Genomic DNA, 15,745 nt, shown 5'->3' with positions numbered 1-15,745 from the left:
GGAAGAACACGGGGCGGCGGCTGCGGAAGTTCCGTCGCAGCGGCTATGCGGCGAGGCGGTCGCGTCCGGTGCGTTTGGCGGTGTAGAGGTGTTTGTCGGCGGTGGTGAAGAGGTCTTCGCCGGTCATGCCGGGTAGTAGTGGGGCGAGTCCCATGCTGACGGTGACGCGTAGGCCGAGGGCGGTTTTGTGCCAGTCGTGGTCGCGGATGACGGTGCGCATGCGGGCGGCGATGCGGGTGGCGGTGGCCAGGTCGGTGGCGAGGAAGACGCCGAACTCGTCGCCGCCGAAGCGGGCGGGCAGGTCGGAGGCGCGGCATTCGGTGCGCAGGAGGTGGCCGATCTCGCGTAGGACGTCGTCGCCGACGCCGTGGGAGAAGCCGTCGTTGATCTGTTTGAAGTTGTCCACGTCGACCAGCAACAGGCAGACGTCGGCCGGGGAGCCGTCGGTGCTCAGTTCCGCCATCCGGCGGTCGAAGCCGCGCCGGTTCGCCAGCGCGGTCAGCGGGTCCGTCTGCGCCGCCGCGTCGGCACTCGCGTGGTCGGCCTCGAGTTGGACCCGGCGGCGGGCCTGGCGCAGCATGGCCACCCGGTCCAGGCGCAGCCGCCACAACTGCTCGGCGTGCGCCCGCAACGCGGAGGCCAGGTGTCCGGTCGCCACGCTGGGTCGGGCCTCCGCCGCGACCAGGCCCAGCTCGAACTGGAAGATCAGCTGGTGGCGCGGGGCGCCGGCCAGGGCGCACAGCTGCTCGGCGGCGGTCAGCTCGCGGGCCGCCCCCGCGAAGTCACCGGCACTGCGCAGCGCCAGCCCGTACGCGAGGTGGGCGAGGCGGGCTTCGAAACGGCGCCCGGTGGCATGCAGCAGGCGAATCGCCGCGACGGCCTTCTCCTCGGCCTCGGTGTATTCGCCCGTCTTGGCCAGCGCGCAGGCCAGCAGCGCGTGCACCATCGCCTCATCCAGGAGCTCGGTCTCGTCCTCGGGCTGCTCCCACGGCCGGGTCAGGGCGATCACGTCGCGGTAGCGGACCCCGGCCTCCTCGAGGCGGCCCACGTGTTCCAGCCGCAGACCCCACTCCAGCAGCGACTCGGCGCGCTGGGTGTCCAGGATGATGCGGCGGTTGCGGTCGGTGTCGAGCAGCCGCCGGTCGGCGACGGACGCCTGCTCGGCCAGCTCGTACAGTTCCGCCCAGCGGGCCGGTTCCGCGACCGAGGACATCGCCGAGAAGTAGCGCCAGTCCCGGGGACACGTCTCGAGCGTGGCCATGGCCCAGGCGATCAGGTGCAGACCCTCTTCCAGTCGCCCCATCCGCACCAGCACGTCGGCCAGGTCGGCGCTGGCCTTCGCGCGCGCGGTGCGGGAGACGGCCCGCCGCAGCAGTTCCCGGCCCATCGTCTCCGCCTCGGCGTAGCGGGCCAGCTCGGTCAGCACGTACATCCGGGTCTGGAGGATCACCCGGGCGGTGTCCCGGTCGCCAAGTGTCTGAGCGATCCACTCGTGCTGTTCGCCGCAGTCGAGCACCTCGTCGTAACGGCCCTGGGCGTAGAGCATGTGGGTGTAGTCCGCCAGGGAGACCAGCGGTCCCGCGTGCGCGACGGGAGCGGGCAGCCCAGAGCTCGACTCCATACCCACTCCCATTACTCCAAGTAAGTTACGCGTCACGACACGTAGAGAATTTCCGCGTCTATTGAGTCGGTCGCCGCCGAGGCGTTCTTAGCCGGTGCCGCTGCCACACTGAGTGACGATGACTACGCCAGCCACCCGTCCGCGCGTTCCCGCAGGGCGGCGTGTCGGAGGAGTCTTTGCGGTGGCTTGACTAATGCGGCACCTGCACCGGCCGAGGTGTTACTTAGTGGTAGCGACGGTCCCGGAGGAGGAAGCATGGAGTCGAGCTCTGCGCTTCCCGTACCCATCGAGCAGATCGGGACGCTGAAAGTCCCGGCGCGCCACCTGCGCCAGCTCTACGGCGAGGGCCGCTACGAGGAGATCCTCGAACTCGCGGACTCGTACCTGTGGATCGCGGAGCTTTTCGGCGACTGGGAGTCGGCCCGCGCGATCGTGCAGTCCCACTCGTACGCACTGACCGAGCTGGGCCGCTACACCGAGGCCGAGTTCATGTCGCGCGACCTGCTGCGCCGCTCCGTCTCCCGCACCGCGCGCGCGAAGGCCAACGCCGACATGGCCGATGTGATGTCGCGCATGGGCCGCCTCGAAGAGGGCCTGCACCAGTTGGCCGCGGCCATGACCATCCTGGAGTCCTGCCCCCGCAACACCTGGTACTACGCGGCGATGTCGTCGGTCGCGGAGGCCGCCCGCTGGGCCGAGCTGTACGAGCTCGCCGACAAGGCCACCGACGGCGAGCCGAACCTGGACCGCATCGACCCCATGCGCCGGATCATCCGGGACCTGCAACGCGCCGAGGCGCTGCTGGAGTGGGGCCTGCGCCTGGACCACGTCGGTCGCCTGGAGGAGGCCGGCGTCCGCTTCCGGGACGTCATTTCGCTGACCCGCCGATGGCTGGACCCGGACGCCGGCCCCGACTCCCAGCTCGGCTCGGATCAGGCGATGCTGGGCGCGTTGCTGGCCTGCGGCCTGGCCAAGACGGGTCAGGTGGAGGAGGCCCGCGCGCTGGCGACCGCGGTCATTCCGGACCTGCATGCCGACGGCCGCCACTTCGACGCCCGGCTCGCCCACCTCGCCTACGGGGTGGCGCTGCGCAGCCTCGGCAAGTACGAGAAGGCGGCCCGGGAGCTGATCGCGGCCGAGCAGCTGTGTGCGCTGGCCGGCGCGGCGCGGCACCGGTTGATGTTCCAGTTCGAGCTGGCTCTGGTCGCCGCGGAGGCGACGCCGAGCGAGGCCACCCGGCACCTGCTGGCGGCGGTGCGCGCGCACGCGCAACAACTGTGGCGGCTGCGGCTCGACCGGGTCGCCATGCTGCGCCAGGCCCGCCGCCGGGTGCAACTCGAGGCCGACCACGCGACCGCGGACACCGCCGCCCAGACCGACCCGCTGACCAGGCTCGCGAACCGGCGCGGCTTCGACCGCCAGATGGCGGCGGTGGCGGCGGACACGCGCGCGGTCACCGACCAGATGTGCCTGTTGCTGGTCGACGTGGACAACTTCAAACAGATCAACGACGGCTTCTCCCACGGCGTCGGCGACGACGTCCTACGCGAGATCGGCCACCTCCTGCGCACCGAATGCCGCGCCTCCGACCTGCCCGCCCGCTTCGGCGGCGACGAGTTCGGCGTCTTCCTCGCCACCGACCTGGCCACCGCCACCCGCATCGCCGCCCGCATGCGCACCGTCATCCGCGACCACGACTGGCACAAAACCGCCCTCGGCCTACGCGTCACCGTCAGCATGGGACTCGCCCCACTACTACCCGGCATGACCGGCGAAGACCTCTTCACCACCGCCGACAAACACCTCTACACCGCCAAACGCACCGGACGCGACCGCCTCGCCGCATAGCCGCGACCGCTCAGCGAACGGCCGCCGCGATCGCCCGCACCGGCAGGGGCAGCACGCCGATGCCCTCGGTCTCCGTCACGTGCCAGTCCCGCGGCCCCGACATCGATACATTCGCCTGGACGCGCTACGTTTCCGATCATGGGTGCCCTCAAGCCGATCCACGTACTCGCTCTGCTGTTCTGCCTGCTGTCGCTGGCCGTACTGATCGGCGGCGGCCTGTGGGCGGCCCGCCGCCGGTCCACCGGCTCCGACTCCTGACCGGGCCGGATCCGCCGGTGTCCGCAGTTCGGATACCGTGGGCGCAGTCGGACGCGCGGCGGAGGGAAGCACGTGGAGCTACTGCACTCGGGCAAGGTCAGGGACGTGTACGCCGACGGTGACGACCTGCTGCTCGTCGCCTCGGACCGGGTCTCGATCTACGACGTCGTGCTGCCCACGCCGATCCCGGACAAGGGCAAGATCCTCACCCAGTTGTCCCTGTGGTGGTTCGAGCAGCTCGCCGACGTCGCCCCGCACCACATCATCTCCGCCACGGAAGTGCCCGCCGAGTGGGCCGGGCGGGCGGTGCGCTGCGAGCGCCTGCGGATGGTGATGGTCGAGTGCATCGCGCGCGGCTATCTCGCCGGTTCCGGCCTGAAGGAGTACGAAAAGGACGGGGCGGTCTCCGGTGTCGCGCTGCCCCCCGGCCTGATCGAGGGCTCGCGGTTGCCCGAGCCGGTCTTCACGCCGACGACCAAGGTGGCGCCGGGCGAGGGACACGACGAGTTCATCACGTACGCCGACGTGGAGTCGCAGGTCGGCGCGGACGTCGCCGCCGAACTGCGGCGGATCACGCTGGAGGTCTACCGGCGCGGCTCGGCGATCGCGGCGGAGCGCGGCATCCTCATCGCGGACACGAAGATCGAGCTGGGCTTCTCCCGTAGCGGGGCGCTGACGATCGGCGATGAGCTGCTCACCCCGGACTCGTCGCGGTTCTGGGCGGCCGCCGAGTGGCAGCCCGGCGGCGCGCAGCGCTACCTGGACAAGCAGTTCCTGCGGGACTGGTCGGCGGGCCTGACCGGCTGGGACCGCACCGCACCGGGTCCGGAGATCCCGGACGAGGTGGTCGAGGCGACCCGCAACCGCTACGTCGAGGTGTACGAGCGGCTGACTGGCGACCGCTGGCGCTGAGCACCGCGTTGCCTTTGTCGCGCGGGTGCGGCGAGCACGGCACGGGACCCGAGTAATTAGAGGGTGTGCGCGGCCCCGGGCCCGTGCGGGCGGGGGGCCGGTTCGCCGCAACCGGCGCAGGCCAGCCGGTCGCCGCAGTCCGGACACCGGTTGTTCGTGCGGCACAGGTGCCAGCCCAGCGCGACTCCGGTGAGGAGGCTGGCCAGCCCGACGAGGGCGGCGACCGCGACGGCCCCGATCATGCGGGCGGCTGGCGCAGGGCCAGACCTGCGGCGGAGCGGCGGTCCAGCGCCGGATCCTCCTCGGCCCGGCGGCTCACGTACGGCGCGGTGAAGGTGTCCACCCCCGTGCCCGGGCGGCTGCCCGGACGGTACGTGACCGTGACGGCGTGCCGGGACGCCGCCTCGATGACCCCGGCCCGCCAGCCGTCCCGGTAGACCCAGACCAGGTCCGCCTTGCGGTAGCTGTCCGCCGGAGCCACGTCAGCCGGGTCGCGTTCCGGCGGAACGATGGTCGGGGTGGACATCGGGATGCCTCCTCGTGGACGTGGGTCGTCGAGGGCGTCGGCCGTCGCTCGGGTGATGTGCCTCGGCCAAGCGGTCGAGGCCGCCCGGCGAGTGGACATTCAGCACGTTGTGTCAGCGGGCGGATACGGGTTTGTCAGCTATCATGCTCGGGATCCCATGCGTTCGCAAGGCACTCTGCACGTGCATCGGTCCTGTGCGGAAGGGCGTACGAACAGGCCGTTCCGTTTCACGCGGCGCGATCTCCCCTTTAGGATGCGGAGGGACTGCGATCGGGCAGCCCAGGAACGGTGACGAGGAGTCAGGTGGTCGCAGGTCGGGACGAGGCGCCGCAGAGCGGCCCCACCGTGCTGCGCATCCTGCTGGGGGCGCAGCTACGTCGCCTGCGCGAGGGTCGGGGCATCAGCCGCGAGGATGCCGGCTACGACATCCGCGCCTCGGGATCCAAGATCAGCCGGATGGAGCTCGGCCGGGTCAGCTTCAAGGAGCGCGACGTCGCCGACCTGCTCACCATGTACGGCGTCACCGATGCCAAGGAGCGCGAGGCGCTGCTCGGCCTCGCCCGTCAGGCGAACAATCCGGGATGGTGGCACCACTACAGCGACGTCCTGCCGAACTGGTTCCAGGCGTATCTCGGCCTGGAGGCGGCGGCGTCGCTGATCCGGACGTACGAGATCCAGTTCGTCCCCGGTCTCCTGCAGACGCCCGAGTACGCCCGTGCGGTCATCCTGCTCGGGCATGCGGGCGCGACGACCGAGGAGATCGACCGCCGGGTGCAGCTGCGCCATCAGCGCCAGCAGATCCTGACCCGGGCGAACCCGCCGCAGCTGTGGGCGGTCATCGACGAGGCGGTGCTGCGCCGGCCGATCGGTGGGGTCGAGGTGATGCGCCGTCAGATCGAGGCGCTCATCGAGGCGTCCAAACTGTCCAGTGTGCGGCTGCAGATCCTGCCGTTCAACGCCGGTGGGCACGCCGCCGCCGGTGGCCCCTTCTCGATCCTGCGCTTTCCCGAGCCGGAGCTGCCGGACGTGGTCTACGTCGAGCAACTGACCAGCGGGATCTATCTGGACAAGCGCGACGATGTCGACCACTACGCGATGGCCATGGACCGGGTCTGCATCGACGCGGAACCGCCCGGCCACACCCCGGAGATCCTCGGCAAGTTGCTGAACGAGGTCGGCCGGATCGGGTAGGCCGGGCGGCTCGGGTGGCGTACGGCCCGCCCGAGCTTACGCGCGGGCGGGCCGTCGTCGCCAGTACCTGCTGTTCAGCCGAGCAGGTTGTCGAAGTCGCCGTCGCGTACGCCGAGGATGAACGCCTCGATCTCGGCCGCCGTGTAGATCAGCGCCGGGCCGTGTGGGTCCCGGGAGTTGCGTACCGCGACGCCGCCGTCGGGCAGGGCGGCGCACTCGACGCAGTTGCCGCTCGGGTTGCTGCGGCCGCTCTTCTGCCACGTCACGCCGGGCAACTGACCCGCGGGCATGCCGTTGACGATGCGCTTCATACAAAGCTCCCTACGTCTGTCTCCGATCGGCTGTCGACCGGCGTCCTACCCGCCCCTCCGCCCTCACCGCCGGACCCGTCGTGCAAATGCACGTGCATCTGGCCTTGCGTCAGAACAGGATTGTGAGCATGATAACGCACGTACGACAAAGAATGGATGTCACTTACGGTGACATCCGTGAGTGACGGGCCGGTCGCGGACATCGACCTCTGCGACCTCGACGCGAGGCTCCCTGGCGGGGGCGTCCGAGCGGAGGAGTGCTGCCATGTCGATTCCCAACATCGGCCCTGAGCTCCCCGATCCCGGCGGCTACGAGGCCGCCGAGACGCAACGGAGGGGAAACCTTTCGCTCGTCTACCGCGACGAGCCGGTCACGGACGAAGTCCGGGCGGCATCGACGCGGGCCAGCGTGGTGACGCACCGGTTCGGCGGCGTGCGGTATGCGCTCTGCCGGCCGGCCGCCCGCCGCGCACCGGCGGCGGGCAGGGCGGCCCCGGCCAAGGACGGTGAGTCCGACGAGAGTGAATGAGCCGGTCCGATGTGTCCGGCGCCGGCGCCTCGGGATCGCGCCGGCGCGGACGATGTGGACACGCTCCGCCCCGATCATCCGGGGCGGGCGGCTCCGGGCCGCGGTGCCGTCGCGGCCGGTGCAGGTCTTCGCCGAGACGGACTACTGCTACGGCCAAGGGCCGCTGATCCTCAAGGTGGATCGGGTCGAGTGGGCCAAGCCGGTGCCCCATGACGGGGACACCTGGCTTGAGGTCGAGGGGGTCGTCATCGACCCGGCGGGCCGGGAGGGCGCGCGCCGGCAGGTGCTGGTGCGCGCCCAGCGGATGCCGGTGCCGCCCGCCCGCAAGCGGCCGCGACTGCGGCCATGAGGCACCGGTCGGGCGGTCGGGTTCCCCCGTGCCGGGCTGCCCGACCGGCCGAGTTGTCAGGGCTTGCGGGCCACCCCGGCCCAGTAGTACGCCGCCTCGGGGCGGTCGACCGGGACATCCGGCCGCCACGCGGACACCGGCACCAGCCCGGGCTCGAGCATCTCCCAGTCACCGAAGAAGCGCTGCACCTGGTCGCGGGAACGGCAGACCAGTGTCATGCCCGCCCCGGTCGCGGCGTCCACGGCGCGGCCCACCTCATCCGGGTTGAAGTCCGCCGTCGGGTGGGTGATCGCCAGGCAGCTGCCCGACGGCAGCGCGTCGCGCAGCTCGGCGACCTTGCCCCACGGATCCGCGCTGTCCGCCAGCAGCATGAGGATCGCGATCAGCGTGAGGCCCACCGGCCGGGTCAGATCCAGCGTGTCGATCAGCTGCTGATCGCCGAGGATGGCGCCCGGGTCGCGGATGTCGGCCGAGATGTACTCACTGCGGCCCTGCGCGGAACTCACCATGAGGGCGCGGGCGTGCACCAGCACGATCGGATCGTTGTCGACGTACACCACCCGGGTCTCCGGGGCGATCTCCTGGGCGATCTCGTGCAGGTTCGGCCGGGTCGGGATGCCCGTGCCGATGTCCAGGAACTGCCGGATGCCCTCCTTCGCGACCAGGTCGCGGGCGGCGCGGTGGACGAACTTGCGATTCTCCCCGGCCATGTAGCGCAGGTCCGGGATCGCCTGGATCATGGCCTCGCCGACCGCGCGGTCCACCGCGAAGTTGTCCTTGCCGCCGAGCCAGTAGTCGTAGATGCGAGCCGAGTGGGGCACATTGATGTTCACCCCCGGGGGTGCGAGCTCCGCCGCCGGAGGAACGTCCTTGCCCTGCTCCACGCCCGCCTCCTGATCCCGGCCGGGCCGAAGCGCGGCCGACGCCGGCGGGCCTGACCGAAACTGATCTCGTCGCGACGATCTCTGTCTGGTCGGTGACCGTGTGACGCCCGGATGCGCGTCGATTCGGCCACTGTGGTCAGACTAGCGGGCTTCGCGGGTGAAATTCAGCCCCGTCGCTCGATCGTCTGTCGCCCCGCAGCGTGGTGGCACAGCGGGCGACCCGAGAAGATCAGGCGGCGTCGCGGTCACGGTCGCGGTACGAGCGCGTGCGCCCGTCGCGGGCCATGCCGGACACGACGCGGTCGCGCCCGCCCCGCTTGGCGACGTACAGGTTGCGGTCCGCCGTGGACAGGATGGCGGACTGGCTGAGGTCCGGGGCCTCGTGCACGCCGGCCACGCCGATGCTCACCGTGACGGGCAGGTCACCGGTGATGGTCCACCAGTCGTACGCCCGGATCGCCCGCCGGACCTCGTCGAGCCGCGTGGTCGCGGTGGGCACCGGCGTCCTGGGCAGCACCAGGAGGAACTCCTCGCCGCCCAGCCGGGCCACGAACCCGTCCGGTGCGACCGCCGCCAGCTTCGTCTCCAGCAGCTTCGCGACCTGCACCAGCACCTGGTCGCCGACGTCGTGGGAGAGCTGGTCGTTGACCCGCTTGAAGTGGTCGAGGTCGACGATCGCGACGGTGAGGTCGGCGTCGCCGGTGAGCAGGGCGGGCAGTTCCTCGTCGATGTACCGGCGGTTGCGCAGGCCGGTCAGCGGGTCGCGGCGGGCCTGCTCGCGGAAGCGTTCGGCCTCCTCGCGGGCCTCGGCGGTCTCGAACATGGCCTGCCGGGTCTGCGCCTGGGCCTCGCGCTGCTTCGAGCGCAGGCTCTCGTGGGCCGCGTAGAAGGTCTTGTGCATCGCGAACGCCTCGGCGAACTCGCCGCGCGCGGCGAGCAGCTCGGCCTGCTCCTGGTGTACGCGGACCAGCACCTCGTGCAGTTCGCGATCGACGCACAGCAGCCGGGCAGTGTCCAGACTGGCCTGCGCCCGGTCGAGGGCGCCCATGCAACGCTGGGCGCGGGCCATGGTGAGCAGGTACTCGGGCAGGTCGTCGGCGTCCTCGCGCAGGCCGGTCTCGTGCCGGGCGATGCATACCCGCATCGTCTCCTCGGCCGCGGCGTACTCGCCGTTCTCGATCTGGATCGCGCCGATCGTGTCCAGCGTCGCGGGATCCAGCTCGAAGCCGTGCGTCACCGCGTGGTGGTTCAGGCGCTGCACCACCTCCTGGGCGCGCACGAAGTCGCCGTCGGTGAACTCGGTGTAGGCCCAGTTGTTCAGCACGCTGGTCAGCGTTTCCCACAGGCGCAGTTCCCGGGCCAGCTCCTCGGCCTGGTGGTAGCGCGGCCGGGCCGCCTCCATCGCGCCGTTGAGGCCCAGCGCGTCGGCCAGCTTGGCGCGGTGCCACACCTGCATGAACGGGGTGGCGGTCTCGTCGAGCAGCTCGACGGAGCTCAGCGAGTGCTCCAGGCACTTGGCGAAGTCGCCGAGCAGACGCTGGATGTTCGCCCAGATCAGGTGGGTACGGGCCTGCAGCCGGCGATCCTCGTGCTCGACCGCCCATTCGTAGCAGTCGTAGATCTGCCGGGCAGCCCCGGCGACGTCGCCGGTGCGCATGAGCATGTTCGTACGGCACAGGCGGGCGCGGGCGGCGAGGGCTTCGTCGCCCAGTTCGACGGCCTGGGCTTCGAGCTCGGTGGCGAGGGCGAGATCGGCTTCGGCGTTCCAGAGGATGCGTTCCTCGATCGCCAGCAGCGCAGCCGACAGCTGCTCGGCACAAATCGCGCTGCCGTTCACCGGCCACCTCCTTCCCGTCCACCCGTGCTCATCGGCCCCCGGCGGCCCGGCTGAAGCAATTTGGATCGCCGTTGCCGCCGATGTTCCGGTACTCTTCGCGTTCAATCGTTGACCGAGAGTCACAGGTTTTGAGGGTTCGAGCGTGATTCCTGTCTCACCGGGCCCGCGTCGTACAGTGGTCGGATGGCCAACCGACGTACGGCGACGCGGCCTCGTCTGAGCCGGGATGCGATCGTGGCGAGCGCTGTCTCCCTGGCTGACGCGGAAGGGCTGGACGCGGTGACCATCCGCCGGCTCGCCCAGGAGCACGGTGTCACTCCGATGGCCATGTACTGGCACTTCAACGACAAAGACGCGCTGCTCGACGGCATCGCGGAGTTCCTGGTCGGTGAGGTGCGGCTGCCCGAGCCCGGCGCCGGCACCTGGGACGAGCAGCTGGGTGACGTCCTGCGGGCGTTCCTGGCCGCGATCGAGCCGCATCCGGCGGTGGCCGGGCTCGCGCTGAAGCGGATCCTCGCCTCGGAGCCGGGCCTCCTTCTGGCGGAACGGGCGCTGACCCTGCTGGAGCAGGGCGGGTTCGCCCCGGCCCGGGCGGCGCAGGTGGGTCGCTATCTGCTCTGCGCGGTGATCACGCTGGTCACCTCCGATCCGAACCCGCACAACGCGGTCAGTGCCGAGGCCCGTGAGGAGATCCTGCGGCACAAGCGGGGCGCGCTCGAGGTTCTCTCGCCCGCGCGCTATCCCCATGTCGTGGCCGCCGCGCCCGCCCTGGTCGGCTGCGCGGACCGGGACGACTACTTCGCCTTCAACATCGACCTGCTGGTTCAGGGCACTCGCGGCGTTCGCCGGACCTGACCAAGTACCCCTCCATCGCGGCCGCGCGCTTGACGTCGCCGTGCGACGTACGTATACGGTGTACATGTACGTCGCATAGTGCGGCGACGCTGACGGAGGTAGACGTGAGACGCAGTCCGTGGTCGGCGCTGGTGGTGCTGGCGCTCGCCCAGTTCATAGTGGTGCTCGACGTGACGATCGTGAACGTCGCGCTCCCGGACATCCAGCAGGACCTCGGCTTCTCGCCCTCGGGCCTGCAGTGGGTCATCAGCGCGTACACCCTGATCTTCGGGGGTTTCCTGCTGCTCGGCGGCCGCGCCGCCGACCTGCTCGGCCGGCGCCGGGTCTTCATCGCGGGCCTGCTGCTGTTCGGCCTCACCTCCCTCGTGGCGGGCCTGGCGTCCACCCCTGAGCAGCTCGTGGTCATGCGGGCCGTGCAGGGCCTCGGCGGGGCGCTGCTGTCCCCGGCCGCGTTCGCGATCCTCACCGTGACGTTCGCGCACGGCCGCGACCGCAACATCGCCATGGGAATCTGGGGCGGCCTCGCGGGGCTCGGCGGAACGCTGGGGGTGATCGCGGGTGGCCTGCTGGTCGACTCGCTGAGCTGGCGGTGGGTGTTCCTGGTGAACGTGCCCATCGCGATCGCCCTGGTCGCGCTGGCGCCGGTGTTCGTCGCCGAGTCGCGGGTGCGCCCGGCGGGCCGCCGTACGTTCGATGTGGCCGGTGCCCTGCTCGGCACGGGCGGCCTGCTGGCCGTCGTGCTCGGCGTCATCCGGGCCGAACCGCTCGGCTGGGGCTCCGCCGAGGTGATCGCGCTGCTGGCCGGTGGGCTCGGCCTGCTGGCGCTCTTCCTGCGGGTCGAGGCCCGGTCCGCCGCCCCGCTCGTGCCGCTGCACCTGTTCCGATCACGCGGCCTGCGCACGTCCGTGCTGGCCCTGGCCCTGAACGGCGCCGGATTCCTGGCCATGTTCTTCCTGACCGCGATCTTCCTGCAGCAGGTCCGCGGCCTGACCGCCCTGGAGACCGGCCTGGCGTTCCTGCCCATGGGCATCGCCGCGATCGTCAGTGCCGTGGTCGCGTCCCAACTGGTCACCCGCTTCGGCACCAAACCGGTGCAGTTCGGCGGCGCGGTGCTCAGCGTCCTCGGCCTGCTGCTGCTCACCCGCGCGGACGCCACCGGCGCGTACGCCACGCAGTTGCTGCCCGGCCTGATCCTGTTCGGGATCGGCATCATCGCGACCGGCACCCCGGCGATGATCGCCGCGGTGGCCGGGGTCCGGCCGGACGAGGCGGGCGCGGCCTCCGGCGTGGTGAACTCGGGCTACCAGGTGGGCGGCGCGATCGGCCTCGCGGTGATCACCACCCTGGCCACCACGCACGTCGAGGGGCTACTGGCCGGCGGGGCGAATCCGCAGGATGCGCTGGTCGGGGGCTTCGAGCGCGGGTTGTTCGCCGCGGCGCTGTTCGCGGCGGTGAACATCCTGACCACCCTGGGGGCGCCGCGCGTGCGGCCCACGGCGGACCAGGTCGAGGCGGCCGTCGCGGCCTGAGCCGGTACGCACCGCCGTGGCAACGGGGGTCGGCGGTCCCAAGCGCTCGGGCCAGAACACGACGCGGCGCCGGGAAGGGGGCATTCCCGGCGCCGCGTGGGGTGAAGCGACTGATCGTCAGCCGGTGAAGCCGGCGAAGATCTTGCTGAACTCGGACGGGGACTGGGCCACGTTCGTGCACTGGAACAGCGCGCCGTTGCAGGCGTTGCGGTCACGGTTGGCCTCCCAGAAGGAGACGAACCCGACGTGGTTGCTGTTCGCGAAGGCGACCACGTCCCGGGCGTCGTCCTGGGTGAAGGTGCCCTGGTCGTCGTTCTTGCCGAGCATCGGCGTGACGCCGACCATCTTGAACGCTGCCGCGTCGCTGTTGCCGTAGATCGACTTGATCTGGTCCTTGGTGGACTTCACGGCCTGGATCGCCAGGTCACCGTAGTCCTGGCCGGCCCGGCCGTAGTCCATGGCCATGATGTTGACCAGGTCCAGGTCGACGCCCGCCTTCTTGGCCGAGTTCACCACGTTGAGGCCGTCGGCGGTCAGACCCTCCGGCAGCACCGGCAGGGTGAGCGAGATCTTCAGGCCGGGGTTGGCCTTCTGCAGCGAGGCCAGCGCGGTCGACCGCCGGTCGATCGTCGTGCGGTCGGCCACCGCGGCGCCCTCGATGTCCAGGTCGATGTACTTGAGGTTGTACGCCGACACGACCGCCTGGTACTCCGCCTCCAGCGCCTTGACGTCCGTGCACGCCTGGGCCAGTTCGACGCCGGTCGCGCCACCGAAGGAGACCTTGACGTCACCGCCGGCCTTGCGCAGCGCGTCGATCTGGTCGCCGAACTGCTTCGACCGCGGGTCGAACGCGTTGAACCAGGTCGCCTGGCACCCGGCGCTGGTCACGAACGCCAGCGAGTACGACTTCACCCCACCGGCGGCGGCCATGTCGGCCAGCGTCGGCGAGTTGGGGTTGGACAGCAGACCCATGTCGACGTACGGGGCGACCTTGACGTTGCCGCCGCCACCGGTGGCCGGCGGGGGCGCCGTCGTGGTGGGCGGCGCGGTGGTGACGGGCGGCTTCGTGGTGGCCAGCGGCGTCGTGGCCGGCGCCGTGGTGGTCGGCTTGGTGGCGGGGGTGGTCGGTGGCTCGGTGGCCGGGGTGGTCGTCGGAGTGCCCCCGCCGCCCGAGCACGAGGCGCCGTTGATGGTGCAACTGGTCGGCTCGCCCTTGCCCGCGACGATGAAGCCGAATTCGACGGCCCCGCCGGCGGGGATGGTGTTGTTGTAGCCCTTGTCCTTGGCCGTGGAGGTCGCACCGGACGTGGTGATCGCGGTGTCCCAGAACGTGCCGAGCTTGGCGGTCGACGGCAGCCCGAAGGAGAGCTGCCAGCCCGTCACCGCCGCCGAGCCGCTGTTCTTGATCGTGTACCGGGCCTGGTAGCCCGTGTCCCACTTGGAGTCGGTGCTGAACGTGGCGGTCAGTTTGCCGCCCGCCGGTGCACCGGCCGGGTTCGTGGCCGCGACCGCCGCGCCCACGCCACCGCCCACGGCGAGTAGGGCCGCTCCGAGGTAGATCGTCAGGCGTAGCCGGTTGCGGGGCATCGAAGACTCCTATCTCGGGTGGTTCTGACAGGCGTCGATTCTGGTGCCCCGCTGTATTAGTAAGGTTTGTATGCACCTTAAAACTGACTGAAGGTCCGCAGCGTGACGACGGATGCGTGGACGATCACGAGAACTTCTCACGCCTCGCGCGGCGGTGTGACTTGCCTCCTCGCGCCGTTCGCACATTCCGGGCGGCATGCCTGCGGCGTCGGGTGTACGTTTCGCCGTGATCAGATGAATTGCCCGGCAGGAGGCGCCCGCAATGCACAAGATCGTGGTGGACATCCCCACCGAGGACGGCATCGCCGACGCGTACCTGGTGCGCCCCGACGGAGCCGGGCCGTGGCCGGGAGTGCTCGTCTACCAGGACGCGTTTGGGCTGCGGCCCCGGCTGTTCGAGATGGCCGACCGGATCGCCGGGCAGGGGTACGCGGTCCTCGTACCCCACCTGCTGTTCCGGGCCGGGCGCGCGCCGTTGTTCGACCTGTCGGGACTGTCCGATCCGGAGCAGCGCGGACGGATCATCGAGCAGATCATGCCCCTGATCATGCGGCTGGACAACGAGACCGTCACCCGCGACAGCCGCGCGTATCTCGACTTCCTCGCCGCGCAGGACGGTGTCGCGGCGGGCCCGGCGGCGATCGTCGGATACTGCATGGGCGGCACCAACGCGGTACGCGCGGCGGCCGCGTTCCCCGACCGGATCGCGGCGGTCGCCGCCTTCCACGCCGGCCGGCTCGTCAGCGACGCACCGGACAGCCCGCACCGGCTCGCCCGGCGGATCACCGGCGAGGCGTATTTCGCCCACGCCGACCAGGACCCGTCGATGACCGCGGAGCAGATCGAGACGCTGGAGCGGGCGCTCGACGCCGCCGGGGTGCGCTACCGCTCGGAGGTCTACCCCGGCGCCCAGCACGGGTTCACCATGGCCGACACCGCCGCCTACCAGGAGGCGGGCGAGCAGCGGCACTGGGAGAACCTGCTGGCGCTGCTCGAACGGACCCGGCGCCGCGCGCCGAGGTGACGCGGGTGGCCTGTCCGCGCTCAGGAGAGGCAGAACTCGTTGCCCTCCGGGTCGGCCATGGTGATCCACGACAGCGGGCCCTGCCGACCCCGGTGCAGGAGCGTGGCGCCCCGGGCCAGCAGCCGCTCGTGCTCCTCCTCGGCGCGCTCCGAGCCGACCCACACGTCGAGGTGGATGCGGGTCTTCACCGTCTTGGGCTCGGGGACCACCTGGAAGAGCACTCGCCGGGGACGGCCGCTGGGCAGCGCCTCGGGATGCCGGATCGCCGCGCCGATCCGCCACACCAGCACCCCGCGGTGGGTGGTGGTGTCGGCCTCGGTGGCCATCCCCTTGGCGATCATCTCCTTGATGAACGACTCGTCGGAAGGCTCCACCTCCCAGCCGAGCGTCTCGGCCCACCAGTCGGCCAGCGTGTGCGGGTCGGCGCAGTCGACCGTCACTTGAAAGTCGTATGCCATGCCCGCACGCTAACCGGGACCACCGA

Annotated in this window: 16 protein-coding genes; 8 read left to right on the top strand and 8 right to left on the bottom strand. The window is 70.9% G+C overall.

Annotated features, from left to right (window positions below; translation table 11 throughout):
- Positions 1 to 43: 43 nt before the first annotated feature.
- Positions 44 to 1,621 carry a GGDEF domain-containing protein gene (locus EV385_RS12675; RefSeq protein ID WP_165449457.1) on the bottom strand — a complete coding sequence of 526 codons (1,578 nt, stop codon included), beginning with the start codon at positions 1,619 to 1,621 and terminating at the stop codon, positions 44 to 46.
- A gap of 255 nt (positions 1,622 to 1,876) precedes the next feature.
- On the opposite strand from EV385_RS12675, the gene EV385_RS12670 reads away from it, so the two are divergent.
- Together EV385_RS12670 and EV385_RS12665 are read left to right on the top strand one after the other, a co-directional pair.
- Positions 1,877 to 3,469, top strand: a complete 1,593-nt coding sequence (locus tag EV385_RS12670; RefSeq protein WP_130509656.1) for a GGDEF domain-containing protein — start codon at positions 1,877 to 1,879, stop codon at positions 3,467 to 3,469.
- A gap of 330 nt (positions 3,470 to 3,799) precedes the next feature.
- Entirely contained in the window at positions 3,800 to 4,639 is an 840-nt protein-coding gene (locus tag EV385_RS12665; RefSeq protein ID WP_130509655.1) for a phosphoribosylaminoimidazolesuccinocarboxamide synthase, read from the top strand.
- Between the two features lie 56 nt (positions 4,640 to 4,695).
- On the opposite strand, the gene EV385_RS12660 is transcribed toward EV385_RS12665, so the two are convergent.
- Together EV385_RS12660 and EV385_RS12655 are read right to left on the bottom strand one after the other, a co-directional pair.
- Positions 4,696 to 4,881: a hypothetical protein gene (locus EV385_RS12660; protein WP_130509654.1), complete on the bottom strand. Its 186-nt coding sequence runs from the start codon at positions 4,879 to 4,881 to the stop codon at positions 4,696 to 4,698.
- Complete coding sequence (locus EV385_RS12655) at positions 4,878 to 5,165, bottom strand: hypothetical protein (RefSeq protein WP_130509653.1); 288 nt, start codon at positions 5,163 to 5,165, stop codon at positions 4,878 to 4,880. The genes EV385_RS12660 and EV385_RS12655 overlap by 4 nt, the downstream gene beginning before the upstream one ends.
- Positions 5,166 to 5,468: 303 nt before the next feature.
- Here EV385_RS12655 and EV385_RS12650 point away from each other — a divergent pair, with 303 nt between their 5' ends.
- Entirely contained in the window at positions 5,469 to 6,356 is an 888-nt protein-coding gene (locus EV385_RS12650) for a helix-turn-helix domain-containing protein (protein ID WP_130509652.1), read from the top strand.
- A gap of 74 nt (positions 6,357 to 6,430) precedes the next feature.
- Here the strand turns inward: EV385_RS12650 and EV385_RS12645 are convergent, their stop codons facing one another.
- Positions 6,431 to 6,667: a DUF397 domain-containing protein gene (locus EV385_RS12645; RefSeq protein WP_130509651.1), complete on the bottom strand. Its 237-nt coding sequence runs from the start codon at positions 6,665 to 6,667 to the stop codon at positions 6,431 to 6,433.
- 265 nt (positions 6,668 to 6,932) lie between these two features.
- Here EV385_RS12645 and EV385_RS12640 point away from each other — a divergent pair, with 265 nt between their 5' ends.
- Together EV385_RS12640 and EV385_RS12635 are read left to right on the top strand one after the other, a co-directional pair.
- On the top strand, positions 6,933 to 7,196 hold the full coding sequence (locus EV385_RS12640) for a hypothetical protein (protein ID WP_130509650.1): 264 nt from the start codon (positions 6,933 to 6,935) through the stop codon (positions 7,194 to 7,196).
- A 52-nt stretch (positions 7,197 to 7,248) separates the two neighbouring features.
- Positions 7,249 to 7,545: a hypothetical protein gene (locus EV385_RS12635; RefSeq protein ID WP_130509649.1), complete on the top strand. Its 297-nt coding sequence runs from the start codon at positions 7,249 to 7,251 to the stop codon at positions 7,543 to 7,545.
- 56 nt (positions 7,546 to 7,601) lie between these two features.
- On the opposite strand, the gene EV385_RS12630 is transcribed toward EV385_RS12635, so the two are convergent.
- Entirely contained in the window at positions 7,602 to 8,378 is a 777-nt protein-coding gene (locus tag EV385_RS12630) for an SAM-dependent methyltransferase (RefSeq protein ID WP_278045023.1), read from the bottom strand.
- A 280-nt stretch (positions 8,379 to 8,658) separates the two neighbouring features.
- Positions 8,659 to 10,266, bottom strand: coding sequence for a GGDEF domain-containing protein (locus tag EV385_RS12625; protein ID WP_242624851.1), 1,608 nt, complete (start codon positions 10,264 to 10,266; stop codon positions 8,659 to 8,661).
- Between the two features lie 234 nt (positions 10,267 to 10,500).
- Here EV385_RS12625 and EV385_RS12620 point away from each other — a divergent pair, with 234 nt between their 5' ends.
- Together EV385_RS12620 and EV385_RS12615 are read left to right on the top strand one after the other, a co-directional pair.
- A complete protein-coding gene (locus EV385_RS12620) occupies positions 10,501 to 11,121 on the top strand; it encodes a TetR/AcrR family transcriptional regulator (RefSeq protein WP_242624850.1) in 621 nt (206 codons plus the stop codon).
- A gap of 104 nt (positions 11,122 to 11,225) precedes the next feature.
- Entirely contained in the window at positions 11,226 to 12,650 is a 1,425-nt protein-coding gene (locus tag EV385_RS12615; RefSeq protein WP_130509646.1) for an MFS transporter, read from the top strand.
- 117 nt (positions 12,651 to 12,767) lie between these two features.
- On the opposite strand, the gene EV385_RS12610 is transcribed toward EV385_RS12615, so the two are convergent.
- A complete protein-coding gene (locus EV385_RS12610) occupies positions 12,768 to 14,237 on the bottom strand; it encodes a cellulose binding domain-containing protein (protein WP_130509645.1) in 1,470 nt (489 codons plus the stop codon).
- A 262-nt stretch (positions 14,238 to 14,499) separates the two neighbouring features.
- Between EV385_RS12610 and EV385_RS12605 the strand changes: the two genes are divergently transcribed.
- A complete protein-coding gene (locus tag EV385_RS12605; RefSeq protein ID WP_130509644.1) occupies positions 14,500 to 15,261 on the top strand; it encodes a dienelactone hydrolase family protein in 762 nt (253 codons plus the stop codon).
- Between the two features lie 20 nt (positions 15,262 to 15,281).
- On the opposite strand, the gene EV385_RS12600 is transcribed toward EV385_RS12605, so the two are convergent.
- Entirely contained in the window at positions 15,282 to 15,719 is a 438-nt protein-coding gene (locus tag EV385_RS12600) for a VOC family protein (RefSeq protein ID WP_130509643.1), read from the bottom strand.
- Positions 15,720 to 15,745: the final 26 nt, after the last annotated feature.

This window comes from Krasilnikovia cinnamomea (assembly GCF_004217545.1).
Lineage (GTDB): Bacteria > Actinomycetota > Actinomycetes > Mycobacteriales > Micromonosporaceae > Actinoplanes > Actinoplanes cinnamomeus.
The sequence above is the reverse complement of the archived record's forward strand: the minus strand, read 5'-3'. Positions and strand labels throughout refer to the sequence as shown.